General features: G+C 63.0%; 17 protein-coding genes. 5 read left to right on the top strand and 12 right to left on the bottom strand.

The genetic code is table 11. The annotated features are described in order from the left end of the window. Positions 1-11: 11 nt before the first annotated feature. Genes FOY51_RS09750 through arc form a run of 3 tightly spaced genes read right to left on the bottom strand, consistent with a single transcriptional unit; the run spans position 12 to position 3,819 of the window. A complete protein-coding gene (locus FOY51_RS09750) occupies positions 12-692 on the bottom strand; it encodes a TIGR00266 family protein (protein WP_149429993.1) in 681 nt (226 codons plus the stop codon). A 22-nt stretch (positions 693-714) separates the two neighbouring features. Continuing rightward, entirely contained in the window at positions 715-2,040 is a 1,326-nt protein-coding gene (locus FOY51_RS09745) for an aspartate aminotransferase family protein (protein ID WP_371830427.1), read from the bottom strand. Between the two features lie 21 nt (positions 2,041-2,061). Further along, positions 2,062-3,819: a proteasome ATPase gene (gene arc, locus FOY51_RS09740; protein WP_149429992.1), complete on the bottom strand. Its 1,758-nt coding sequence runs from the start codon at positions 3,817-3,819 to the stop codon at positions 2,062-2,064. A 178-nt stretch (positions 3,820-3,997) separates the two neighbouring features. Between arc and FOY51_RS09735 the strand changes: the two genes are divergently transcribed. Then, a complete protein-coding gene (locus FOY51_RS09735) occupies positions 3,998-4,477 on the top strand; it encodes a WKL family lipoprotein (RefSeq protein WP_149429991.1) in 480 nt (159 codons plus the stop codon). 22 nt (positions 4,478-4,499) lie between these two features. Here FOY51_RS09735 and FOY51_RS09730 read toward each other — a convergent pair whose 3' ends face one another. Beyond that, the gene (locus FOY51_RS09730) at positions 4,500-5,345 is read right to left on the bottom strand and encodes a tRNA (adenine-N1)-methyltransferase (RefSeq protein WP_149429990.1); all 846 of its coding nucleotides are present in this window, start codon (positions 5,343-5,345) and stop codon (positions 4,500-4,502) included. A gap of 75 nt (positions 5,346-5,420) precedes the next feature. On the opposite strand from FOY51_RS09730, the gene FOY51_RS09725 reads away from it, so the two are divergent. The 3 genes from FOY51_RS09725 to FOY51_RS09715 are packed head-to-tail and all read left to right on the top strand — an operon-like array spanning position 5,421 to position 7,178. Then, a complete protein-coding gene (locus FOY51_RS09725) occupies positions 5,421-6,299 on the top strand; it encodes a RecB family exonuclease (RefSeq protein ID WP_149429989.1) in 879 nt (292 codons plus the stop codon). A gap of 50 nt (positions 6,300-6,349) precedes the next feature. Continuing rightward, on the top strand, positions 6,350-6,940 hold the full coding sequence (locus tag FOY51_RS09720; protein WP_235916218.1) for a helix-turn-helix domain-containing protein: 591 nt from the start codon (positions 6,350-6,352) through the stop codon (positions 6,938-6,940). A 25-nt stretch (positions 6,941-6,965) separates the two neighbouring features. After that, the gene (locus tag FOY51_RS09715) at positions 6,966-7,178 is read left to right on the top strand and encodes a hypothetical protein (RefSeq protein WP_149429988.1); all 213 of its coding nucleotides are present in this window, start codon (positions 6,966-6,968) and stop codon (positions 7,176-7,178) included. A 37-nt stretch (positions 7,179-7,215) separates the two neighbouring features. On the opposite strand, the gene FOY51_RS09710 is transcribed toward FOY51_RS09715, so the two are convergent. The 3 genes from FOY51_RS09710 to FOY51_RS27780 form a co-directional block, all read right to left on the bottom strand. Further along, entirely contained in the window at positions 7,216-7,731 is a 516-nt protein-coding gene (locus tag FOY51_RS09710) for a hypothetical protein (RefSeq protein WP_235916217.1), read from the bottom strand. Positions 7,732-8,030: 299 nt separating this feature from the next. Next, positions 8,031-9,122 (bottom strand): HNH endonuclease signature motif containing protein, encoded by a 1,092-nt coding sequence (locus tag FOY51_RS09705; RefSeq protein WP_149429986.1) that lies wholly within the window; start codon positions 9,120-9,122, stop codon positions 8,031-8,033. Further along, the gene (locus FOY51_RS27780) at positions 9,122-9,625 is read right to left on the bottom strand and encodes a DUF222 domain-containing protein (RefSeq protein ID WP_187776253.1); all 504 of its coding nucleotides are present in this window, start codon (positions 9,623-9,625) and stop codon (positions 9,122-9,124) included. Before FOY51_RS27780 ends, FOY51_RS09705 begins: the two co-directional genes overlap by 1 nt. Positions 9,626-9,783: 158 nt before the next feature. Between FOY51_RS27780 and FOY51_RS09695 the strand changes: the two genes are divergently transcribed. Next, entirely contained in the window at positions 9,784-10,578 is a 795-nt protein-coding gene (locus tag FOY51_RS09695) for a VOC family protein (RefSeq protein WP_149429984.1), read from the top strand. A gap of 9 nt (positions 10,579-10,587) precedes the next feature. On the opposite strand, the gene hisG is transcribed toward FOY51_RS09695, so the two are convergent. The 5 genes from hisG to metH form a co-directional block, all read right to left on the bottom strand. Then, positions 10,588-11,439 (bottom strand): ATP phosphoribosyltransferase, encoded by an 852-nt coding sequence (gene hisG / locus FOY51_RS09690; protein WP_149430064.1) that lies wholly within the window; start codon positions 11,437-11,439, stop codon positions 10,588-10,590. Positions 11,440-11,503: 64 nt separating this feature from the next. After that, complete coding sequence (locus FOY51_RS09685; protein WP_187776252.1) at positions 11,504-11,785, bottom strand: phosphoribosyl-ATP diphosphatase; 282 nt, start codon at positions 11,783-11,785, stop codon at positions 11,504-11,506. Positions 11,786-11,817: 32 nt separating this feature from the next. After that, positions 11,818-12,207: a nuclear transport factor 2 family protein gene (locus FOY51_RS09680; RefSeq protein ID WP_149429982.1), complete on the bottom strand. Its 390-nt coding sequence runs from the start codon at positions 12,205-12,207 to the stop codon at positions 11,818-11,820. After that, complete coding sequence (locus FOY51_RS09675; RefSeq protein WP_353961362.1) at positions 12,204-12,863, bottom strand: HAD family hydrolase; 660 nt, start codon at positions 12,861-12,863, stop codon at positions 12,204-12,206. Before FOY51_RS09675 ends, FOY51_RS09680 begins: the two co-directional genes overlap by 4 nt. Next, complete coding sequence (gene metH, locus FOY51_RS09670; protein WP_149429981.1) at positions 12,860-16,459, bottom strand: methionine synthase; 3,600 nt, start codon at positions 16,457-16,459, stop codon at positions 12,860-12,862. Before metH ends, FOY51_RS09675 begins: the two co-directional genes overlap by 4 nt. Between the last annotated feature and the right edge of the window lie 38 nt (positions 16,460-16,497).

Raw genomic sequence — 16,497 nt, 5'->3', positions numbered from 1 at the left:
GCTCTTCGGAGCTAACTCTTCGGAACCATCCCGATGATCCACGATGCGAACGCACTGGGGTTGCGGGTCTGCAACAGCACCCGGCCGGGCCCGACGAAATCGAAGACGAAGCCTTCGCCGGACTTCAGCGATTGGATCGAACGTCCTTGCACCGCACGGCGCATCGTGAAGTTCATGGCGAGGTCGTAGGCGACGACATGTCCGGTGTCGATGGTGATGGGCTCGCCGGGCTGAAGGTCGACCACATCGATCGCGCCGTACACACCGAGCACCACCTCGCCGTTACCGGACGCGCGCAGACCGAAGCCGCCCTCGCCGCCGAACAGGTTCGCCATTCCTCCGAACTTGCTCTCTACCTCGACACCGTGCGAGCTGGCAAGCCAGCCGCCGCGGTTGAGGAAGAACGGTCGATCGGGAGTGATCGGCAGGGCGAAGGCATCGCCGGGCAGCGCTGCGGCGACGTCGACCCACCCGCCCTGCTGCGGAGCGGTGTAGGTGGTCACGAAGAACGACTCCCCCGCCAGCACAGATCGTTTCAGGCCGGCCATGATGCCGCCTTCGGCTTTGGCTTGCAGCTGCACGCCGGGTGAATGAGCGAGCATCGCACCACTTTCGACACGGAGCGGCTCACTGGGAGCGAGGAAGCACCGGGCCACGGTCGATGCGGGATTATGGCGAAGTTGTACCTGCACTTTCAGAACTCTAAAGGAATGGTCAACTCCGGTCCATATACGAGTCGGCGACATCGAGAACGCCGTCGAGAATGTCGAGCCCAGTGCGGATTTCGTCGGCCGTCGTGATCAGCGGCGGTGCCATCTGCAGGCGATTCGCCGCCACGAACGGCCACAGTCCGCGGCGTTTCGATTCGCGAACGACGGCGGCCATCGGAGCTGCCGCGGTGCCGGTCGCCGCGAACGGAATCAATGCTTCCCGAGTGTCGGGGTTCCGGACCAGCTCGACAGCCCAGAAGAAGCCTCCGCCTCGCACCTCCCCGACACTCGAGTGCTTGTCGGCAAGTCGGGCCAAGCCCGCACCCAACACTTCGGCGCCGACGGTCCTGACGTGATCGAGAATCGCGTCGCGTTCGAATACCTCGATGGTGGCAACGCCCACGGCGCAGGCCAGCGGATGTCCGGCGTAGGTGAGTCCGCCCGGATACACCCGGTGATCGAAGCGTTCGGCGATCCGCTCGGACATCACTACCCCGCCGAGCGGTACGTAGCCGGAGTTCACGCCCTTTGCGAAGGTGATCAGATCGGGTGCCACCCCGAACGCGTTGATCCCGAACCATTCGCCGACCCGCCCGAAGCCCACCATCACTTCGTCAGCGATGTAGACGATGCCGTGCCGCGTGCACAGTTCGCGAACACCGGCGAGATAGCCGGGTGGCGGCACGAGCACGCCGTTGGTTCCGGTGACCGACTCCAGGATGAGGCCTGCGATGTTCTGCGGCCCTTCCAGCTCGATCACTTGCTCCAGATGTGACAGCGCCGCAGCACATTCCGCTTCCAGCGTCGACGCGCCCCATGGCGATCGATACAGGTACGGGCCGAAGAATCTGACGACGTCGACGTTGGTCGGTTCGGCGTCCCATCGCCGTGGCTCGCCCGTCAACCCGATCGCGACCCCGGTGCCGCCGTGATACGAGCGGTAGGCGGCCAGCATCTTGGTGCGTCCGGTGTGCTGCTTGGCCAATCGCACCGCGTGCTCGACGGCTTCCGCACCACCCGTCGTGAAGAAGACCCGGTTCAGATCGCCGGGCGATCGCTCCACTATCAGTTGCGCGAGCCGACTGCGTTTGTCGTTGGCTACCGTCGGCGAGATGGTGGCCAACGTGTGCGCCTGATCGACGATGGCCGCCACCAGGTCGGGGTGTTGGTGGCCCAGGTTCAGGTTCACGAACTGCGACGAGAAGTCCAGGTAGCGGTTACCTGCGTCGTCCCAGAACCATGCCCCCGAGCCACCTTTGACGGTGATCGGTGCCAGCTCTGCCTGCGCACTCCATGGGTAGAAGACGTGATCCATCACGTCAGTATTCATCCACGGTGCGCCCAGTGTTTGCTACAGGTACTGGCCGGTGTTCGACTCCGTGTCGATCGCGCGACTGGCACTCGCATTCTTGCCGGTGACCAGCGTGCGGATGTAGACGATCCGCTCGCCCTTCTTGCCGGAAATACGTGCCCAGTCGTCGGGGTTGGTGGTGTTCGGCAGGTCCTCGTTCTCCGAGAACTCGTCGACGATGGAATCGAATAGGTGCTGGATCCGCAAGCCGGGCGCACCGGTGTCGAGGACCGACTTGATGGCGTACTTCTTCGACCGGTCCACGATGTTCTGAATCATCGCTCCCGAGTTGAAGTCCTTGAAGTACAGGACTTCTTTGTCCCCGTTGGCGTAGGTGACCTCGAGAAAGCGGTTGTCTTCGCTCTCCGCGTACATGCGATCGACGACCTTCTCGATCATCGCTCGGATGCATGCACCGCGGTCGCCACCGAACTCGGCGAGATCGTCGGCGTTCACCGGCAAGGTCTCCACCAGGTACTTGGAGAAGATGTCCTGAGCCGATTCCGCGTCCGGCCGCTCGATCTTGATCTTCACGTCCAGTCGACCGGGTCGCAGGATTGCAGGATCGATCATGTCCTCACGGTTCGAGGCACCGATCACGATCACGTTCTCCAGGCCCTCGACGCCGTCGATCTCGCTCAACAGCTGCGGAACCACCGTCGTCTCGACATCGGACGAGACGCCCGAGCCGCGCGTACGGAAGATCGAGTCCATCTCGTCGAAGAACACGATCACCGGAGTGCCTTCGGACGCCTTCTCGCGTGCCCGCTGGAAGATGATCCGGATGTGACGCTCGGTTTCGCCGACGAACTTGTTGAGCAGCTCGGGACCCTTGATGTTGAGGAAGTAGGACTTTGCTTCCTTCGCATCCTGGCCACGAGCTTCGGCGATTTTCTTGGCCAACGAGTTGGCGACCGCCTTGGCGATCAGCGTCTTACCGCAGCCGGGGGGCCCGTAGAGCAGGACACCCTTCGGCGGCCGCAGCGAGTACTCGCGGAACAGATCCTTGTGCAGGAACGGCAGCTCGACGGCGTCGCGAATCTGCTCGATCTGCCTGCCCAGACCACCGATGTCCTCGTAGCCCACGTCGGGGACCTCTTCGAGGACAAGGTCTTCCACCTCAGCCTTGGGAACCCGCTCGAAGGCGAAGCCGGACTTGGTGTCGACCAACAGCGAGTCTCCTGGACGGAGCTTGCGAATGGGCGAATCGGGATCTTCGACGTCGTCGATCTCGGAGACCTTGGCCAGCGGCTCGGCCAACCACACGACGCGCTCTTCGTCGGCGTGACCGACCACAAGGGCGCGGTTGCCGTCGAGGATCTCGCGCAGCGTCGTGATCTCACCGACGCGCTCGAAGGTGCCTGCCTCGACGATCGTGAGCGCCTCGTTGAGGCGCACCGTCTGACCCTGCAGCAGGGTTTCGGTTTCGATGTTGGGTGAGCAAGTGAGGCGCATCTTGCGACCGGAGGTAAATACGTCGACCGTCTGGTCTTCGTGCACGCTCAGCAGGACGCCGTAGCCACTCGGCGGTTGGCCGAGCCGATCGACCTCTTCGCGCAACGCGATGAGTTGCTGGCGAGCCTCTTTGAGGGTGTCCATCAACTTGGTGTTGCGGATCGTCAGTGAATCGACTCGCGATTCCAACTCACGCGAGCGGTCTGGCGACTCGGCAAGTTGGCGGCGGAGTGCAGCGGCTTCGGCGCGCAGAGCGTCCAGCTCTCTCCAGGCGGCCGAATCCGAATTCTCTGTGGGGCTCATGTGCCACTCCTCCCAGTTCCGGTCTTTCAACGCTACCGGTACGACGGCCTTTACGCTTTCCGACACCCGTTGCAAGCTGATCACTAATGCAGCAACGGAATCGGGCGAACCCACCATGTTAGGCTCGCCTTCCTAAGCGGGCTACCTTTGTGCAACCGCTGAGCTGAAAGGCCTGAAAGTGATTCTCCGCAAACATCTTTTCGCAACTGTCGCCATTGTCGCAGCGTTGGGGCTCGCAAGCTGCAGCAGTGACGACAGCACCGATTCCGCCGCCGCATCCAGTACGGTCGCGTCCTCGTCGGCGGTTGCCGCAGCTCCGGCAGCCGATGCCCCGAGCGCCCAGCAGCTGCAGGACTCGCTCACTCTGCTCGCCGATCCGGTCAAGTCGGCGACCGAGAAAGCGGCGACCGTCGTCAACGGCGACGCCCGACTCGCGAACATCACCACGATGACGCAGGGGCTTGCCAACTATCCCGTGACGTTCGCTGTCGCGGACATCAAGGTCGAGGGCAACAAAGCCGACGCCAAGGTCACTGTCACCTCACCGCATGGCAGCGCGCCGCTGTCGATGACCTGGGAGAATGTCGGCGGAACCTGGAAGTTGTCGGACGCGAGCAACTGCCAGCTGCTCGCCATGGGTCGCGCTCCCTGCTCTTAACTTTCGCGCCGCGCGGCGGGTGTCAGCCCTTTGATGCTCGCCGCTGCGGCTTGGGCGTGACGGTGCCTTCGGCCAGTCGCCGGGCACTCACGAGGAACGCGGTGTGCCCCTGCATTCGGTGCTCGGGGCGGACCGCCAGGCCCACCACGTGCCAGCCACGCACTATCGATTCCCACGAGCGCGGCTCGGTCCAGCACTCCTGCTCACGCAGGGCTTCGACCACCTTCGAGAGCTGGGTCACCGTCGCCACGTAAACGATGAGCACGCCGCCTGGGACCAAGGCGTTCTTGACGCTCGGTAGGGCCTCCCACGGCGCGAGCATGTCGAGTACGGCGCGATCGACGAGCCCGCCCTCGGTTGCAGCGTCGAAGTCGGCAACATCAGCAATCGTCAGATCCCAGTTGTCCGGTCGGCCGCCGAAGAACGTCTCGACGTTGCGCACGGCGTGTTCGGCGTGGTCGTCACGGACCTCGTAGGAGATGACGCGACCGTCCGGACCGACGGCGCGTAGCAACGAACACGTGAGTGCACCCGATCCCGCGCCGGCCTCCAAGACGCGGGCGCCAGGGAACACGTCGCCTTCGTGGACGATCTGCGCGGCGTCTTTCGGGTAGATCACCTGAGCGCCGCGTGGCATCGACAGCACGTAGTCGACGAGAAGTGGACGCAGCGCGAGGTAGGGCGTGCCGTTCGCCGACTTGACCACGCTGCCCTCGTCGGTGCCGATCAGATCGTCGTGCTGCAGTCCGCCGCGGTGGGTGTGGAAATCCTTGCCGGCCTCCAAGACGACTGTGTAGTGCCGACCCTTCCCGTCGGTCAGCTGAACTCGATCGCCGACCTGAAAGGGCCCACTACGTCTCGCCGTCATGTGAGTTGTTCGCTCCTCTGAATTCCCGGCGTGTGCCCGGAAAGATTGTCCGACCTTCGGCATACCCTGCCAGGTATGACCTCGACAGCACCCCCTGCCCCCACCGTCCGCAGGCCCGCGCTGTCTCCGTCTCGTGCCGGCGATTTCAAGCAGTGCCCGCTGAAATACCGTCTGCGCGCTGTCGATCACATCGCCGAGCCGCCGTCGCGTGCAGCCGCGCGCGGCACGGTGGTACATGCGGCTCTCGAGGCGCTCTACGGGCTGCCTGCCGCCGAGCGTGTGCCGGACTCGGCGACCGCGCTCGTCGATCCGGCGTGGGACCGCCTTGTCGAGGATTCCCCCGAGTTGGCCGAGTTGATTACTGCCGAGGAGCGCACCGAATTCCTCGACGAGGCGCGCACCCTCATCACCGACTACTACAGGTTGGAAGATCCGACGAGGTTCGAGCCGGAATCGTGCGAGCTACGCGTCGAAACCGAGTTGGACGATGGCGTGTTGCTGCGCGGCTTCGTCGATCGAATCGATGTTGCGCCGACCGGCCAGGTGCGCGTGGTCGACTACAAAACCGGACGGGTTCCGAGTGCGCTGCGTGAGTCGAAAGCGCTGTTCCAGATGAAGTTCTATGCGTTGGTGATCTTGCGAACGCGTGGCATCGTGCCGACGCAGTTGCGGCTGATCTACCTGGCGAACGGCACGATCCTCACCTACGAGCCCGACGAGGGCGAGCTACGCAGGTTCGAGCGCACGTTGTCGGCAATGTGGAAGGCAATCTTGTCGGCGGGCGAGACGGGCGACTTTCGCCCCAACCCCAGCAAGCTTTGTGGCTGGTGCGACTACAAATCGTTGTGCCCGGCCTTCGGCGGTACGCCTCCCCCATATCCGGGTTGGCCGACCGATTTCGGCACCGAAGACGCAGTGTTGCTCGAAGAAGTTGCGAGTGAGGTGTCGGAGTAGAACTTCGAAAGAAGTATTGCGCAATATTTCTTTCGGACTATGGTTGCGTTATGCCCGAACGCAAGCAGCCTGCCGATACGAAACGTCTCGATCAGTTGGCTGATCTGAAAGCGCTGTCGCATCCGGTCCGTTTGCGACTGATCTATGCGCTCAAGATCGACGGCCCGATGACGGCGACGCAACTCGGCAAGATCGTCGATGAATCCCCCGCGTCCGTGAGTTATCACATGCGTCAGCTCGCCGCGCATGGCTTCGCCATGGAGGCGACCGATGCAGGTGGCGATCGACGTGAGCGTTGGTGGCAGGCAGCCGAAGGCGGATTCACCTTTGCCCGTGACGATTTCGCAGACTCCCCCGAGGCGGTCGAGGCGGTCGGCGCCGGCCGTCGCGCGATGATTGCGCATCAGTGGGGACGACTGCGGGAGTACGACGAGTCGAGCGCAACGTGGAGCGAGGACTGGCAACGAGCCGCGTTCGCCAGCGACGACTTGCTGCGCCTGACACCCGACGAGACTCAATTGTTCGAGGATGAGCTTCGCAATGTGATCGACAAGTGGCGCGCCAAGGGAAAGGCAACGGCGGAGGTCGATGGCCGCGAGCCGGTGATGCTGCTGCTACACGGATTCCCGACGCGACCGTAGTCCCATTCCACGCAAGGGGGAATCGATGTTCTGGGTGCATCCCGATCTCTTCATGACCCTGCTCGACCAAGACCGTGTCGAGACGCTGCGATACGCAGAGCGGCGTCAGCTGGCACTTGCACAGTCGCAGCTGCGACGAGATGAAGAACGTGTTCGGCAAGCGTGGCAGCAACTTTCGCGAGCGTTGTCGGCTAGTTCGGAATCTCGGCGTCGCTTGGCCGAATTGATTCCGTTGTGACAGAACGGCCACCGAGTCCGGTCGTTAGCGAGAATTGTCAAGAGTTGCAGCTTGCGAGGATTTCAATCCAGGGGTGGCCAGGGTGGACTTTGGACAGCCAACTGTGGAGCCGTGATCGCCGGGCCTGGTCCATCGCGGGAAGCACGTTGTAGAAGTCAGCCGCGTCCTTCGGTCGCAGATGTTTGGCTTTGAAGAGCAATGCCACCTCGGGTATGACGTATGGGATGCCGTTGCTGCTGTGGAGAATGAGTTCGCGGTAAGGCAGGGTGATCGTTGCGTCACGTCGACATACCCAATGTTCATCGATGCTTGGTTCACGGAAGACGTCGAGGCGGTAGATCCCCGTCGCGGGCTCGCGCAGCCAAGTTTGGAAATGAATGGCGCGTTGCTCGGGAAAGGGCCAGATTCTCCCGTCGCCGACGACATCCCATTCGAAGTCGGGTAGCGCGTCCATGATTTCGTTGAATCCCTCTGCTGGGATAGCGATTTCGGTGTCAGCATGTTCACGGGCTGCGCTGTCGGAAAATAGATGCAGCGCCCATCCAGCAGCCACGTACCAAGAAGCGGCGACTCCTGAGAGTCGCTGTGCGACCTCGGCGGGAGTCCACGCATCCCAGCGTTTGTCTATTTCCGAAGTCGAAACCGACCGACCTGCCACTGTGCCGCCTGTTCTTTGATAGGTCGTTCGAGCAGCTTGCAGATGATCATCCTCCGGAAGGTGCGCCCAACATCACACCCCTCCCTGCGGGCCATCCCCTGATCTTCTGGACAGCGAGTCCAGGCCGCCACTGGGGCAACCTGAAAGACCTTGGCGGCCAGTGGTGTCGGTACCAGCACAACACCTGACGCCACTCAGAACGGCGCTTCACCTTGGTCGATCTCCGACGGTTCCCAGGGTTCGGGTCCGTTGAAGACTTTCGGTTGGAGATCGGGATCGGGTGGTGACGCAGTCATTCCACCGTCGGGGAGCGTGATGTGGGTGGTTCCGTAGCTCGATGTCCAGATGATGATGCCGCCGGGCAGCATTTTCGCGGTCCAGAGTTTCATCGTTTTGAGTTGGTGGTGAAACGCACACAGGCACTGCAGGTTCGATGGGATCGTCCACCCACCCGCGTGCGGGGCGTGATGCCGAAACGGGATGACATGATCAACCTGACACTTCTTCGCCGGCATTCGGCAGCCCGGGAATCGGCAATGCCGATCCCGGGCCCGCACGATCGCCACGGTCTCGGCATCGGGCCGGTAGTCGAGGGCGCCCGGTGGCGGCTTCTCATGGCCGCCGTGACCGTCGGGATGCTCGCCATTCGCGAGCTTGGGATCTTTCGCGATCGCCTTGGCGACCAGCTCCGCCACCGCCTCGGCTGAAAGTTCCGCAGTCGACGGATCCGTCAGGGCCGGCGTGGATCCGTATTCCGGTAGCCACCCGGCTCTGCGTCGCTTGCCGCGGGCGTGGAAGACAACGGAACACATACGTGGCGGCTTAGGCGCTGCAGGTTTCGGTGCCTCTGGTTCCGGATCGGGCTGGGCTCGTTCAGGTTCCGGCGTTGCCGCCTCGACGTCGTCGTCCACAAGCCCGAGCTTGCGTGCCATTTCCAGCGCCTCGGTCAACATCGTCTGCCAGGTTCCGTCCTTCGCCAACTCCCTGGCCAACGCGGGGTCGATCGGTCCGTAGCCTTCGAGATACGCGGGATTGGACAGCAACCCCAACAAGGTAGCGACGTCGATGCTTATCTGCACCAACGGGGTTCGCCGTTTGTCGGTCGGGGTTGTCGCCGCCACACAATCATCACGTTCGCACAGGCAGCGCAAACGGTTCTCACCATGAATCAACGCCATGAACGCATCCACCAACCGGTACTGCCTGTTGCGTTGGTCGTGTTTGCAGACCGTGTCGGCGACTTCGGCGATTCGCTGCCACGTCGCTTCGCACTCTTCGGGCGACATCACCGCTTCGACACACCGAGGTCACCATCACGACGTTTGCGGAGCTTCCGGAACCGCGTAGCCTCGATCCGCCGCTCCGCGACTTCCTCGGGTGCGATCCGGGTCAAAATCTGATCGATCGCCGCACCCAAAGGGCCCGGTGACAGCGATGCTGCAGCGGCCACGATGTCGCGGACCGCCGCATCGACGGTTGCCTGTCGAAATCCACACGTCGCCCGACAGATTTTCGACACCCGTGCGTAATCCAACATGCCAGCGGCGAACACCTCACGTACCAGCGGCAGCCGAAGACGTAGATCCATGCCGACTGTGGCGAAGTTCTCCGCCATCGTCTTCGAACACCCCAACCGCACCGCGATTTCGGCGAGTGCGTTGTTGCCGCAATCGACGATGTCGTCGACACCGAGTTGGGCATCACGCTCGAGCCACGCATCCCACACGAATGCGGCCGCGTTCACCTTCCGAAACGCTGCCCGATTCTCGAACGCCGCAGCTGTGGCCATTGCATCGAGAATTGCTAAATCTGTCTCTGTCGATGTTGCGGATTCCCCCCGGACCATGCCTCAATTCTACTCGCACACATGTACGAATGCAACGAGTTTCTGCAGCTCACAGGTCCAGACTTGCAAGTGACGCCACGTCACGTCCTAGCGTTGTGGGAATGACGGCAATTGATGGCACGTTCAAGGTCGGCGAACTCGCGCACGACTCCGGATTGACCGTCCGCGCCCTTCGCTACTACGACCAGATCGGTTTGCTGCAACCGTCACGCCGCTCCGAGGGTGGCCACCGGCTGTACGGCTCCGATGACGTGCACAGGCTGTACCGGATCTGCCTTCTGCGCAAGATCGGGTTCGCGCTGGATGAGATAGCCCGAGTGCTCGACGATCCGGGATGGGACCTCGAACACGCACTGCGCAGACACCTCGAATTGATCGACCACCAGGTTGCCGTCGGCGGACAGCTCCGGCGCCGTCTGGCCGGGATGATCGGGTCCCTGGCCTGCGACACACCACCCACCGCCGACGAACTCATCGAAACAATGGAGGAAATGACCATGCTCGACAGCACCGTAGAACGCAGGATATCGATCCTCGTGTATGACGACATCACAGCAATTCACGCCTACTTGGTCCGCGTATTCGGCCTCGGACCGGGACGGCTCGATTACGACGACGCAGGCCGATGTGTGCACGGCGAGGTGGACGCAGGGGACGGAATGATCTGGCTACATCAAGTGTCCCCGGAGTTTCACCTCGCGTCGCCGCAGGCGCTCGGAGCATCGACTGGGACCACTGCAGTCATGGTCGACGATGTCGATGCTCACTACTCGCACGCGGTGGCGCAGAATGCCGACATCCTCTATCCGCCGACCGACATGCCCTACGGATACCGCGAGTACAGCGCCCGAGATCCCGAGGGTGGCCTGTGGTCGTTCATGAAGCCGCTGTTCTAGCCTTGAAATTCAGAACGCCCGGCACGACCTGATATCCGACGCGAGAATCGCTTTCGCACCCATCTCGGCGAGCTCGTCCATGACACTGTTGTGCACCTTCCGCGGCACCATCGCTCGCACCGCAACCCATCCCTCGTCCGCCAGCGGCGACACCGTCGGCGACTCGAGGCCCGGCGTGATCGTGACTGCTTTGTCGAGCAACGCGCGCGGGCAGTCGTAGTCGAGCATCAGATACTGCTGCGCAAAAACGACGCCCTGCACCCTCGCGACCAGCTGGTTTCGAATGCGATCATCGCTCTCGGCACCCGCGCGCTGAATCAGCACACCCTCGGAGTCGCACAGCGATTCGCCGAACGCCACCAGGTTATGTTGACGAAGGGTTCGACCCGAGCCGACCACATCGGCGATCGCGTCGGCCACACCCAGCTGGATCGAGATCTCGACGGCGCCGTCCAACCGGATGACCTCTGCCTCGAGGCCGCGAGCGGCCAGATCGGCACGAACAAGATTCGGGTACGACGTCGCAATCCGCAGGCCGCCAAGGTCGTTCGGCGTCCACGGCCGGCCTTCCGGCGCCGCGTAGCGAAATGTCGACCGGCCGAAGCCGAGCGCCAACTTCTCTTCGACGGGCGCACCGGAATCGAGCGCGAGGTCGCGCCCGGTGATCCCGAGATCCAGCTCGCCCGAGCCGACGTAGATGGCAATGTCCTTGGGGCGCAAGAAGAAGAACTCGACTTGATTCGCGGGATCCAGGACTGTCAGATCGCGCGAATCGGTGCGGCGGCGGTAGCCGGCCTCGGACAGAATTTCAGCGGCGGACTCGGAGAGTGCACCTTTGTTGGGTACTGCGACGCGCAGCAGCGAGGGCTTGTCGTTCACGGTCGTGGCCTTTCGGAGTGAGTGAGAAGGGAGCGAGACGAACCGATCACAGATGTCGGTATACGTCGTCGAGCGTCAAACCCCGACCCACCATCAGCACCTGCACCCAGTACAGCAGCTGCGAGATCTCCTCCGACAGCGCCTCATCACTCTCGTGCTCGGCCGCGATCCACACTTCGCCTGCCTCTTCGAGAACCTTCTTGCCCTGCGCATGGACGCCTGCGTCGAGCGCAGCAACGGTGCCCGATCCTTCCGGGCGGTTGGCAGCGCGGTCCTGGAGCTCGGCGAACAGGGATTCGAAGGTCTTCACGGCTAGCCATTCTTTCACGGCGCGCAACGACAAATCGCCAGGGCTGTGGGTCAGCGCACCGAGTCGGGGGCGAAGAAGTCGCGCAGAAGCACGATCTTTTCGTCGCGCAAGCGGTAGATCTGGACCAACGACTGCATCGCACCGTCCACCATCACGTCGATTTCGACGACGAATACTTCGGGCTCTTCGGTGGCGTGCAGAACATAGCGAGAGTGATCGACGTCGACCTGACCGGCCACGTCAGCGCCGGCACGCGCATGGAACGTCGACAAGCCGTCCCTGATCGCCTTCCTACCGGCGAGCCTGCGCGGAAACACACCATGAGGATCCGCCAGCGGTGCCTCCAGCACCCCGTCCTCGGTGAAGAGTGCTGCTTGCGCATCGGCGTTACGCGTCATTCCGGCGAACAGGTACTGCTCGAAAATCTCTTGCGGTGTCATCTCATCGCCTCGTGCAGGTGTGCGAGCTCCAGTCCGACCAAGCTTTCGCGAAACGCCCGGCCCGGTCCATCCGGCACGGCAATCTCACACGGCACGATCAGCACCGAGCAGCCAGCCGCCTCCGCGGACAGCGTGCCCGTCGGCGAGTCCTCGATCGCCAGACACGCCTGCGCGGCCAGGCCCAACAATCGAACCGCTCGAAGGTACGGGTCAGCGGCGGGCTTCCCGTTGTCCACCTCGTCGCCACACACGGTGACGTCGAAATACTCCCGGCCGATCGTGTCGAGCCCGTACTCGGTCAGCGAACGCTTGGTATTGGTCACCAATGCCGTGCTCAACCCGCTGTCACGCACCATTGCCAGGGCATCCTTGGCGCCCGGTCGCCACGGAATGCCGTTCTCGAACAACTCGGTAACCCGCTTCTCCAACCACCGACCGGCGTCGTCCAGAGCCGCCGGATATGGCTGCAGGTCGAACGCCTCGAAGATGATCTTCAGCGCGTTCGGTCCCGACGATCCGATCAGCGAGTGCCTGATCGCCGTGGTCATCTCGCCGCCGAGATGCTCGGCCAACTCGTATACCGCTACGTCCCAGAGCTTTTCGGAGTCGAGAAGGGTGCCGTCCATATCGAACAGAACACCGGCGAGGTTGCTCACGCGTTGAAGTACTTCGCCTCGGGGTGATGCAGAACGAAGGCATCCGTGGACTGCTCCGGATGCAACTGCAGCTCCTCGGACAGTGTGACGCCCACGCGTTCCGGCTCGAGCAGCGCGACCAACTTGGCACGGTCCTCCAGATCGGGGCACGCACCGTAGCCGAACGAGTAACGCGCACCGCGATATCCGAGCTTGAAGTAGTCCAACACATCCGCCGGATCGTCCTCGGCAAGCGAATGACCGCGCAGTACCAGTTCTTCACGGACGCGGCGGTGCCAGTACTCGGCGAGCGCCTCGGTGAGTTGCACGCCGATCCCGTGCACCTCGAGATAATCGCGGTACGAGTTCGCGGCGAACAACTCGTTCGCGAAATCGGCGATCGGCTGCCCCATCGTCACCAGCTGGAACGGCAGCACATCGACCTGGTCGGATTCCATGGCGTCCTTGCGAGACCTGATGAAGTCCGCGATGCACAGGAACCTGTCGCGCTGCTGGCGGGGGAAGGTGAACCGGAAGCGCTCTGCCCCTGCGGGATCGGGCCGGTCGAGCACGATGATGTCGTCGCCCTCGGACACAGCCGGGAAATACCCGTAGACCACCGCAGCATGGGCGAGGATGCCGTCCGTGCTCAACCGATCCAGCCAGTACCGCAGCCGCGGCCTACCCTCGGTTTCGACCAGTTCCTCGTAGGTCGGTCCATCGCCGGCCTTCTGCCCGCGAAGCCCCCACTGGCCGAGGAACAGTGCGCGTTCGTCGAGGAGCCCCGAATACTCAGACAGGGCAACGCCCTTCACGATGCGGTTCCCCCAGAACGGCGGCGTCGGCACCGGCAGATCCGCTGCGACGTCGGACCGCTCCGGCACAACGACCGGAACCTCTGCGGCCTTTCGCTTCTCGGCGATGGCCTTCGAACGTTCGTGCCGCGCCTTACGCTCGGCCGCCTTCTCGCGCTCCTTGATGGCCTCCGGGCTGTCCGGGTCCGGGCCGCCACCACGCTTGCGCGTCATGATCGTGTCCATCAACCGCAGACCTTCGAACGCGTCGCGGGCATAGCTGACATCGCCCTCGTACGCGTCGGTCAGATCGTTCTCGACGTAGGACCGCGTCAGCGCGGCACCACCGAGCAACACCGGGAACTGCTCGGCTACACCCTTAGAGTTCAGCTCGAGCAGATTTTCCTTCATCACGACTGTCGACTTCACCAGCAGGCCGGACATCCCGATCACATCTGCCCGCTTGTCGATCGCAGCTTCGAGGATCGACGAAATCGGTTGCTTGATACCGAGATTGACCACCTCGTAGCCGTTGTTGCTCAAGATGATGTCGACCAGGTTCTTACCGATGTCGTGCACGTCGCCCTTGACGGTGGCCAACACGATGCGACCCTTGCCGTCGTCGTCGGAGGCCTCCATGTGCGGCTCCAGATAGGCGACCGCGGCCTTCATGACCTCCGCCGACTGCAACACGAACGGCAGCTGCATCTGACCGGACCCGAACAGCTCACCGACCGTTTTCATACCGGAAAGCAGTGTGCCGTTGATGATCTCGAGCGGCGGCGTGTTCTGCATCGCCTCGTCGAGGTCGGCATCGAGACCGTTGCGCTCACCGTCGACGATGCGCCGCTCCAGCCGTTCGAACAGAGGCAGCCCGGCAAGTTCCTGCGCCCGCGTCTCACGCGCCCCGGCAGCCGACACGCCCTCGAACAGTTCCATCAGTTTCTGCAGGGGGTCGTAACCCTCGCGGCGACGGTCGTAGACCAGATCGAGTGCCACCTCACGATGCTCGTCCGGGATCCGCGCCATCGGCAGAATCTTCGAAGCATGCACGATCGCCGTGTCCAGGCCCGCTTCCGTGCACTCGTGCAGGAACACCGAGTTCAGCACCTGCCGAGCAGCGGGATTCAAGCCGAACGAAATATTCGAAATACCCAGCGTGAAGTGCAGATCCGGGTGGCTCGCCTTCAGTCGGCGAATCGCCTCGATCGTCTCTATGCCGTCGCGGCGCACTTCTTCCTGACCCGTGGAGATCGGGAAGGTGAGCGCATCGATGATGATGTCGGACTCGGCGAGACCCCAGTTGGTCGTGATGTCCTCGATCAACCGCTCGGCGACGCGAACCTTCCACTCGGCGGTTCGTGCCTGGCCTTCCTCGTCGATGGTCAGGGCGACGACGGCTGCGCCATGTTCCTTCACCAATCGCATGATCTTTTGGAACCGCGAATCCGGGCCGGTGCCGTCCTCGTAGTTCACCGAGTTGATCGCGCACCGGCCACCCAGATGCTCGAGCCCGGCCTTCAACACCTCGGGCTCGGTGGAGTCCAGCATGATCGGCAGGGTCGATGCCGTCGCCAAGCGACTGGCGAGTTCGGCCATGTCTGCCGCGCCGTCACGGCCTACGTAGTCGATGTTGAGGTCGAGCATGTGCGCACCGTCGCGCGTTTGATCCTTCGCGATGTCGAGGCACTTCTCGTAGTCGGCAGAAAGCATTGCGTCGCGAAAAGCCTTGGACCCGTTGGAGTTGGTCCGCTCACCGATCATCAGGATGCTGGCATCCTGCTCGAACGGAACCTGCGAGTACAGCGACGACACACTCGCCTCGTGCACCGGTTTCCGCACGGCCTTCTCGACATCGTGCACAGCGTCGGCTACCTGCCGAATGTGCTCCGGCGTCGTACCGCAGCAACCGCCGACCAGAGCCAATCCGAACTCGCGCACGAACCCGCTCAGGGCGGCCGCCAACTCTTCCGGTGTCAGCGGATATTCCGCACCGTTCGGACCCAATTGCGGCAGACCGGCATTCGGCATCACCGACACCGGCAACGTCGAGTACTTCGACAGATGCCGCAGGTGTTCGCTCATCTCGGCGGGTCCGGTTGCGCAGTTCAACCCGATCAGGTCGATTCCGAGCGGCTCGAGCGCGGTCAGCGCAGCACCGATCTCGCTGCCCAGCAACATGGTTCCGGTGGTTTCCACTGTGACGTGGGTGATGATCGGCAACCGCCGGTCCAACTGCTTCATCGCGTTCTGACTGCCGATGACCGCGGCTTTCACCTGCAACAGGTCCTGCGCTGTCTCGACCAGGATTGCGTCCGCTCCCCCGTCGATCATGCCCAGCGCGGCCTCGGTGTACGCGTCGCGCAGCGCGGAATACGGCGCATGGCCCAACGTCGGCAGCTTGGTACCCGGGCCCATCGAGCCGAGGACGAATCGGCCCATCCCGTCGCGACCGGGACCCATCTCGTCGGCAACCTCGCGCGCCAACCTGGTGCCCTTTTCGGACAACTCCCGAATCCTGTCCGAAATGTCGTAATCGGCGAGGTTGGGCAGGTTGCAACCGAAGGTGTTGGTCTCGACGGCGTCCGCACCGGCTTCGAAATATGCGCGGTGGATATGTCGTAGCACGTCAGGACGGGTTTCGTTGAGAATCTCGTTGCAGCCTTCGAGGCCCAGAAAGTCGTCCAGAGTGAGATCGGCATCCTGCAACATCGTCCCCATTGCCCCATCACCGATGACGACGCGCTGGCGCAGCGCATCGAGAAGGGCCGAGTGGAAGGGGGCTGGCGCAGAGCCTGCGGAGCTCCCCGACGATGCAGACATGTAGCCCAGCGTAGTGGTCGGTGCCGACAGCCCTGGTC

The organism is Antrihabitans cavernicola, from assembly GCF_008297975.1.
GTDB classification, from domain to species: Bacteria; Actinomycetota; Actinomycetes; order Mycobacteriales; family Mycobacteriaceae; genus Antrihabitans; species Antrihabitans cavernicola.
Note: the sequence above shows the minus strand (reverse complement) of the source record. Positions and strands in the feature narration are given on the sequence as shown.

Coding starts and splice junctions, on each gene's coding strand:
- FOY51_RS09745 (WP_371830427.1), bottom strand. CDS start 2,040: ATGAATACTGACGTGATGGATCACGTCTTCTACCCATGGAGTGCGCAG.
- arc (WP_149429992.1), bottom strand. CDS start 3,819: ATGAGCCCCACAGAGAATTCGGATTCGGCCGCCTGGAGAGAGCTGGAC.
- FOY51_RS09730 (WP_149429990.1), bottom strand. CDS start 5,345: ATGACGGCGAGACGTAGTGGGCCCTTTCAGGTCGGCGATCGAGTTCAG.
- FOY51_RS09725 (WP_149429989.1), top strand. CDS start 5,421: ATGACCTCGACAGCACCCCCTGCCCCCACCGTCCGCAGGCCCGCGCTG.
- FOY51_RS09720 (WP_235916218.1), top strand. CDS start 6,350: ATGCCCGAACGCAAGCAGCCTGCCGATACGAAACGTCTCGATCAGTTG.
- FOY51_RS09715 (WP_149429988.1), top strand. CDS start 6,966: ATGTTCTGGGTGCATCCCGATCTCTTCATGACCCTGCTCGACCAAGAC.
- FOY51_RS09705 (WP_149429986.1), bottom strand. CDS start 9,122: ATGTCGCCCGAAGAGTGCGAAGCGACGTGGCAGCGAATCGCCGAAGTC.
- FOY51_RS27780 (WP_187776253.1), bottom strand. CDS start 9,625: ATGGCCACAGCTGCGGCGTTCGAGAATCGGGCAGCGTTTCGGAAGGTG.
- FOY51_RS09695 (WP_149429984.1), top strand. CDS start 9,784: ATGACGGCAATTGATGGCACGTTCAAGGTCGGCGAACTCGCGCACGAC.
- FOY51_RS09680 (WP_149429982.1), bottom strand. CDS start 12,207: ATGACACCGCAAGAGATTTTCGAGCAGTACCTGTTCGCCGGAATGACG.
- metH (WP_149429981.1), bottom strand. CDS start 16,459: ATGTCTGCATCGTCGGGGAGCTCCGCAGGCTCTGCGCCAGCCCCCTTC.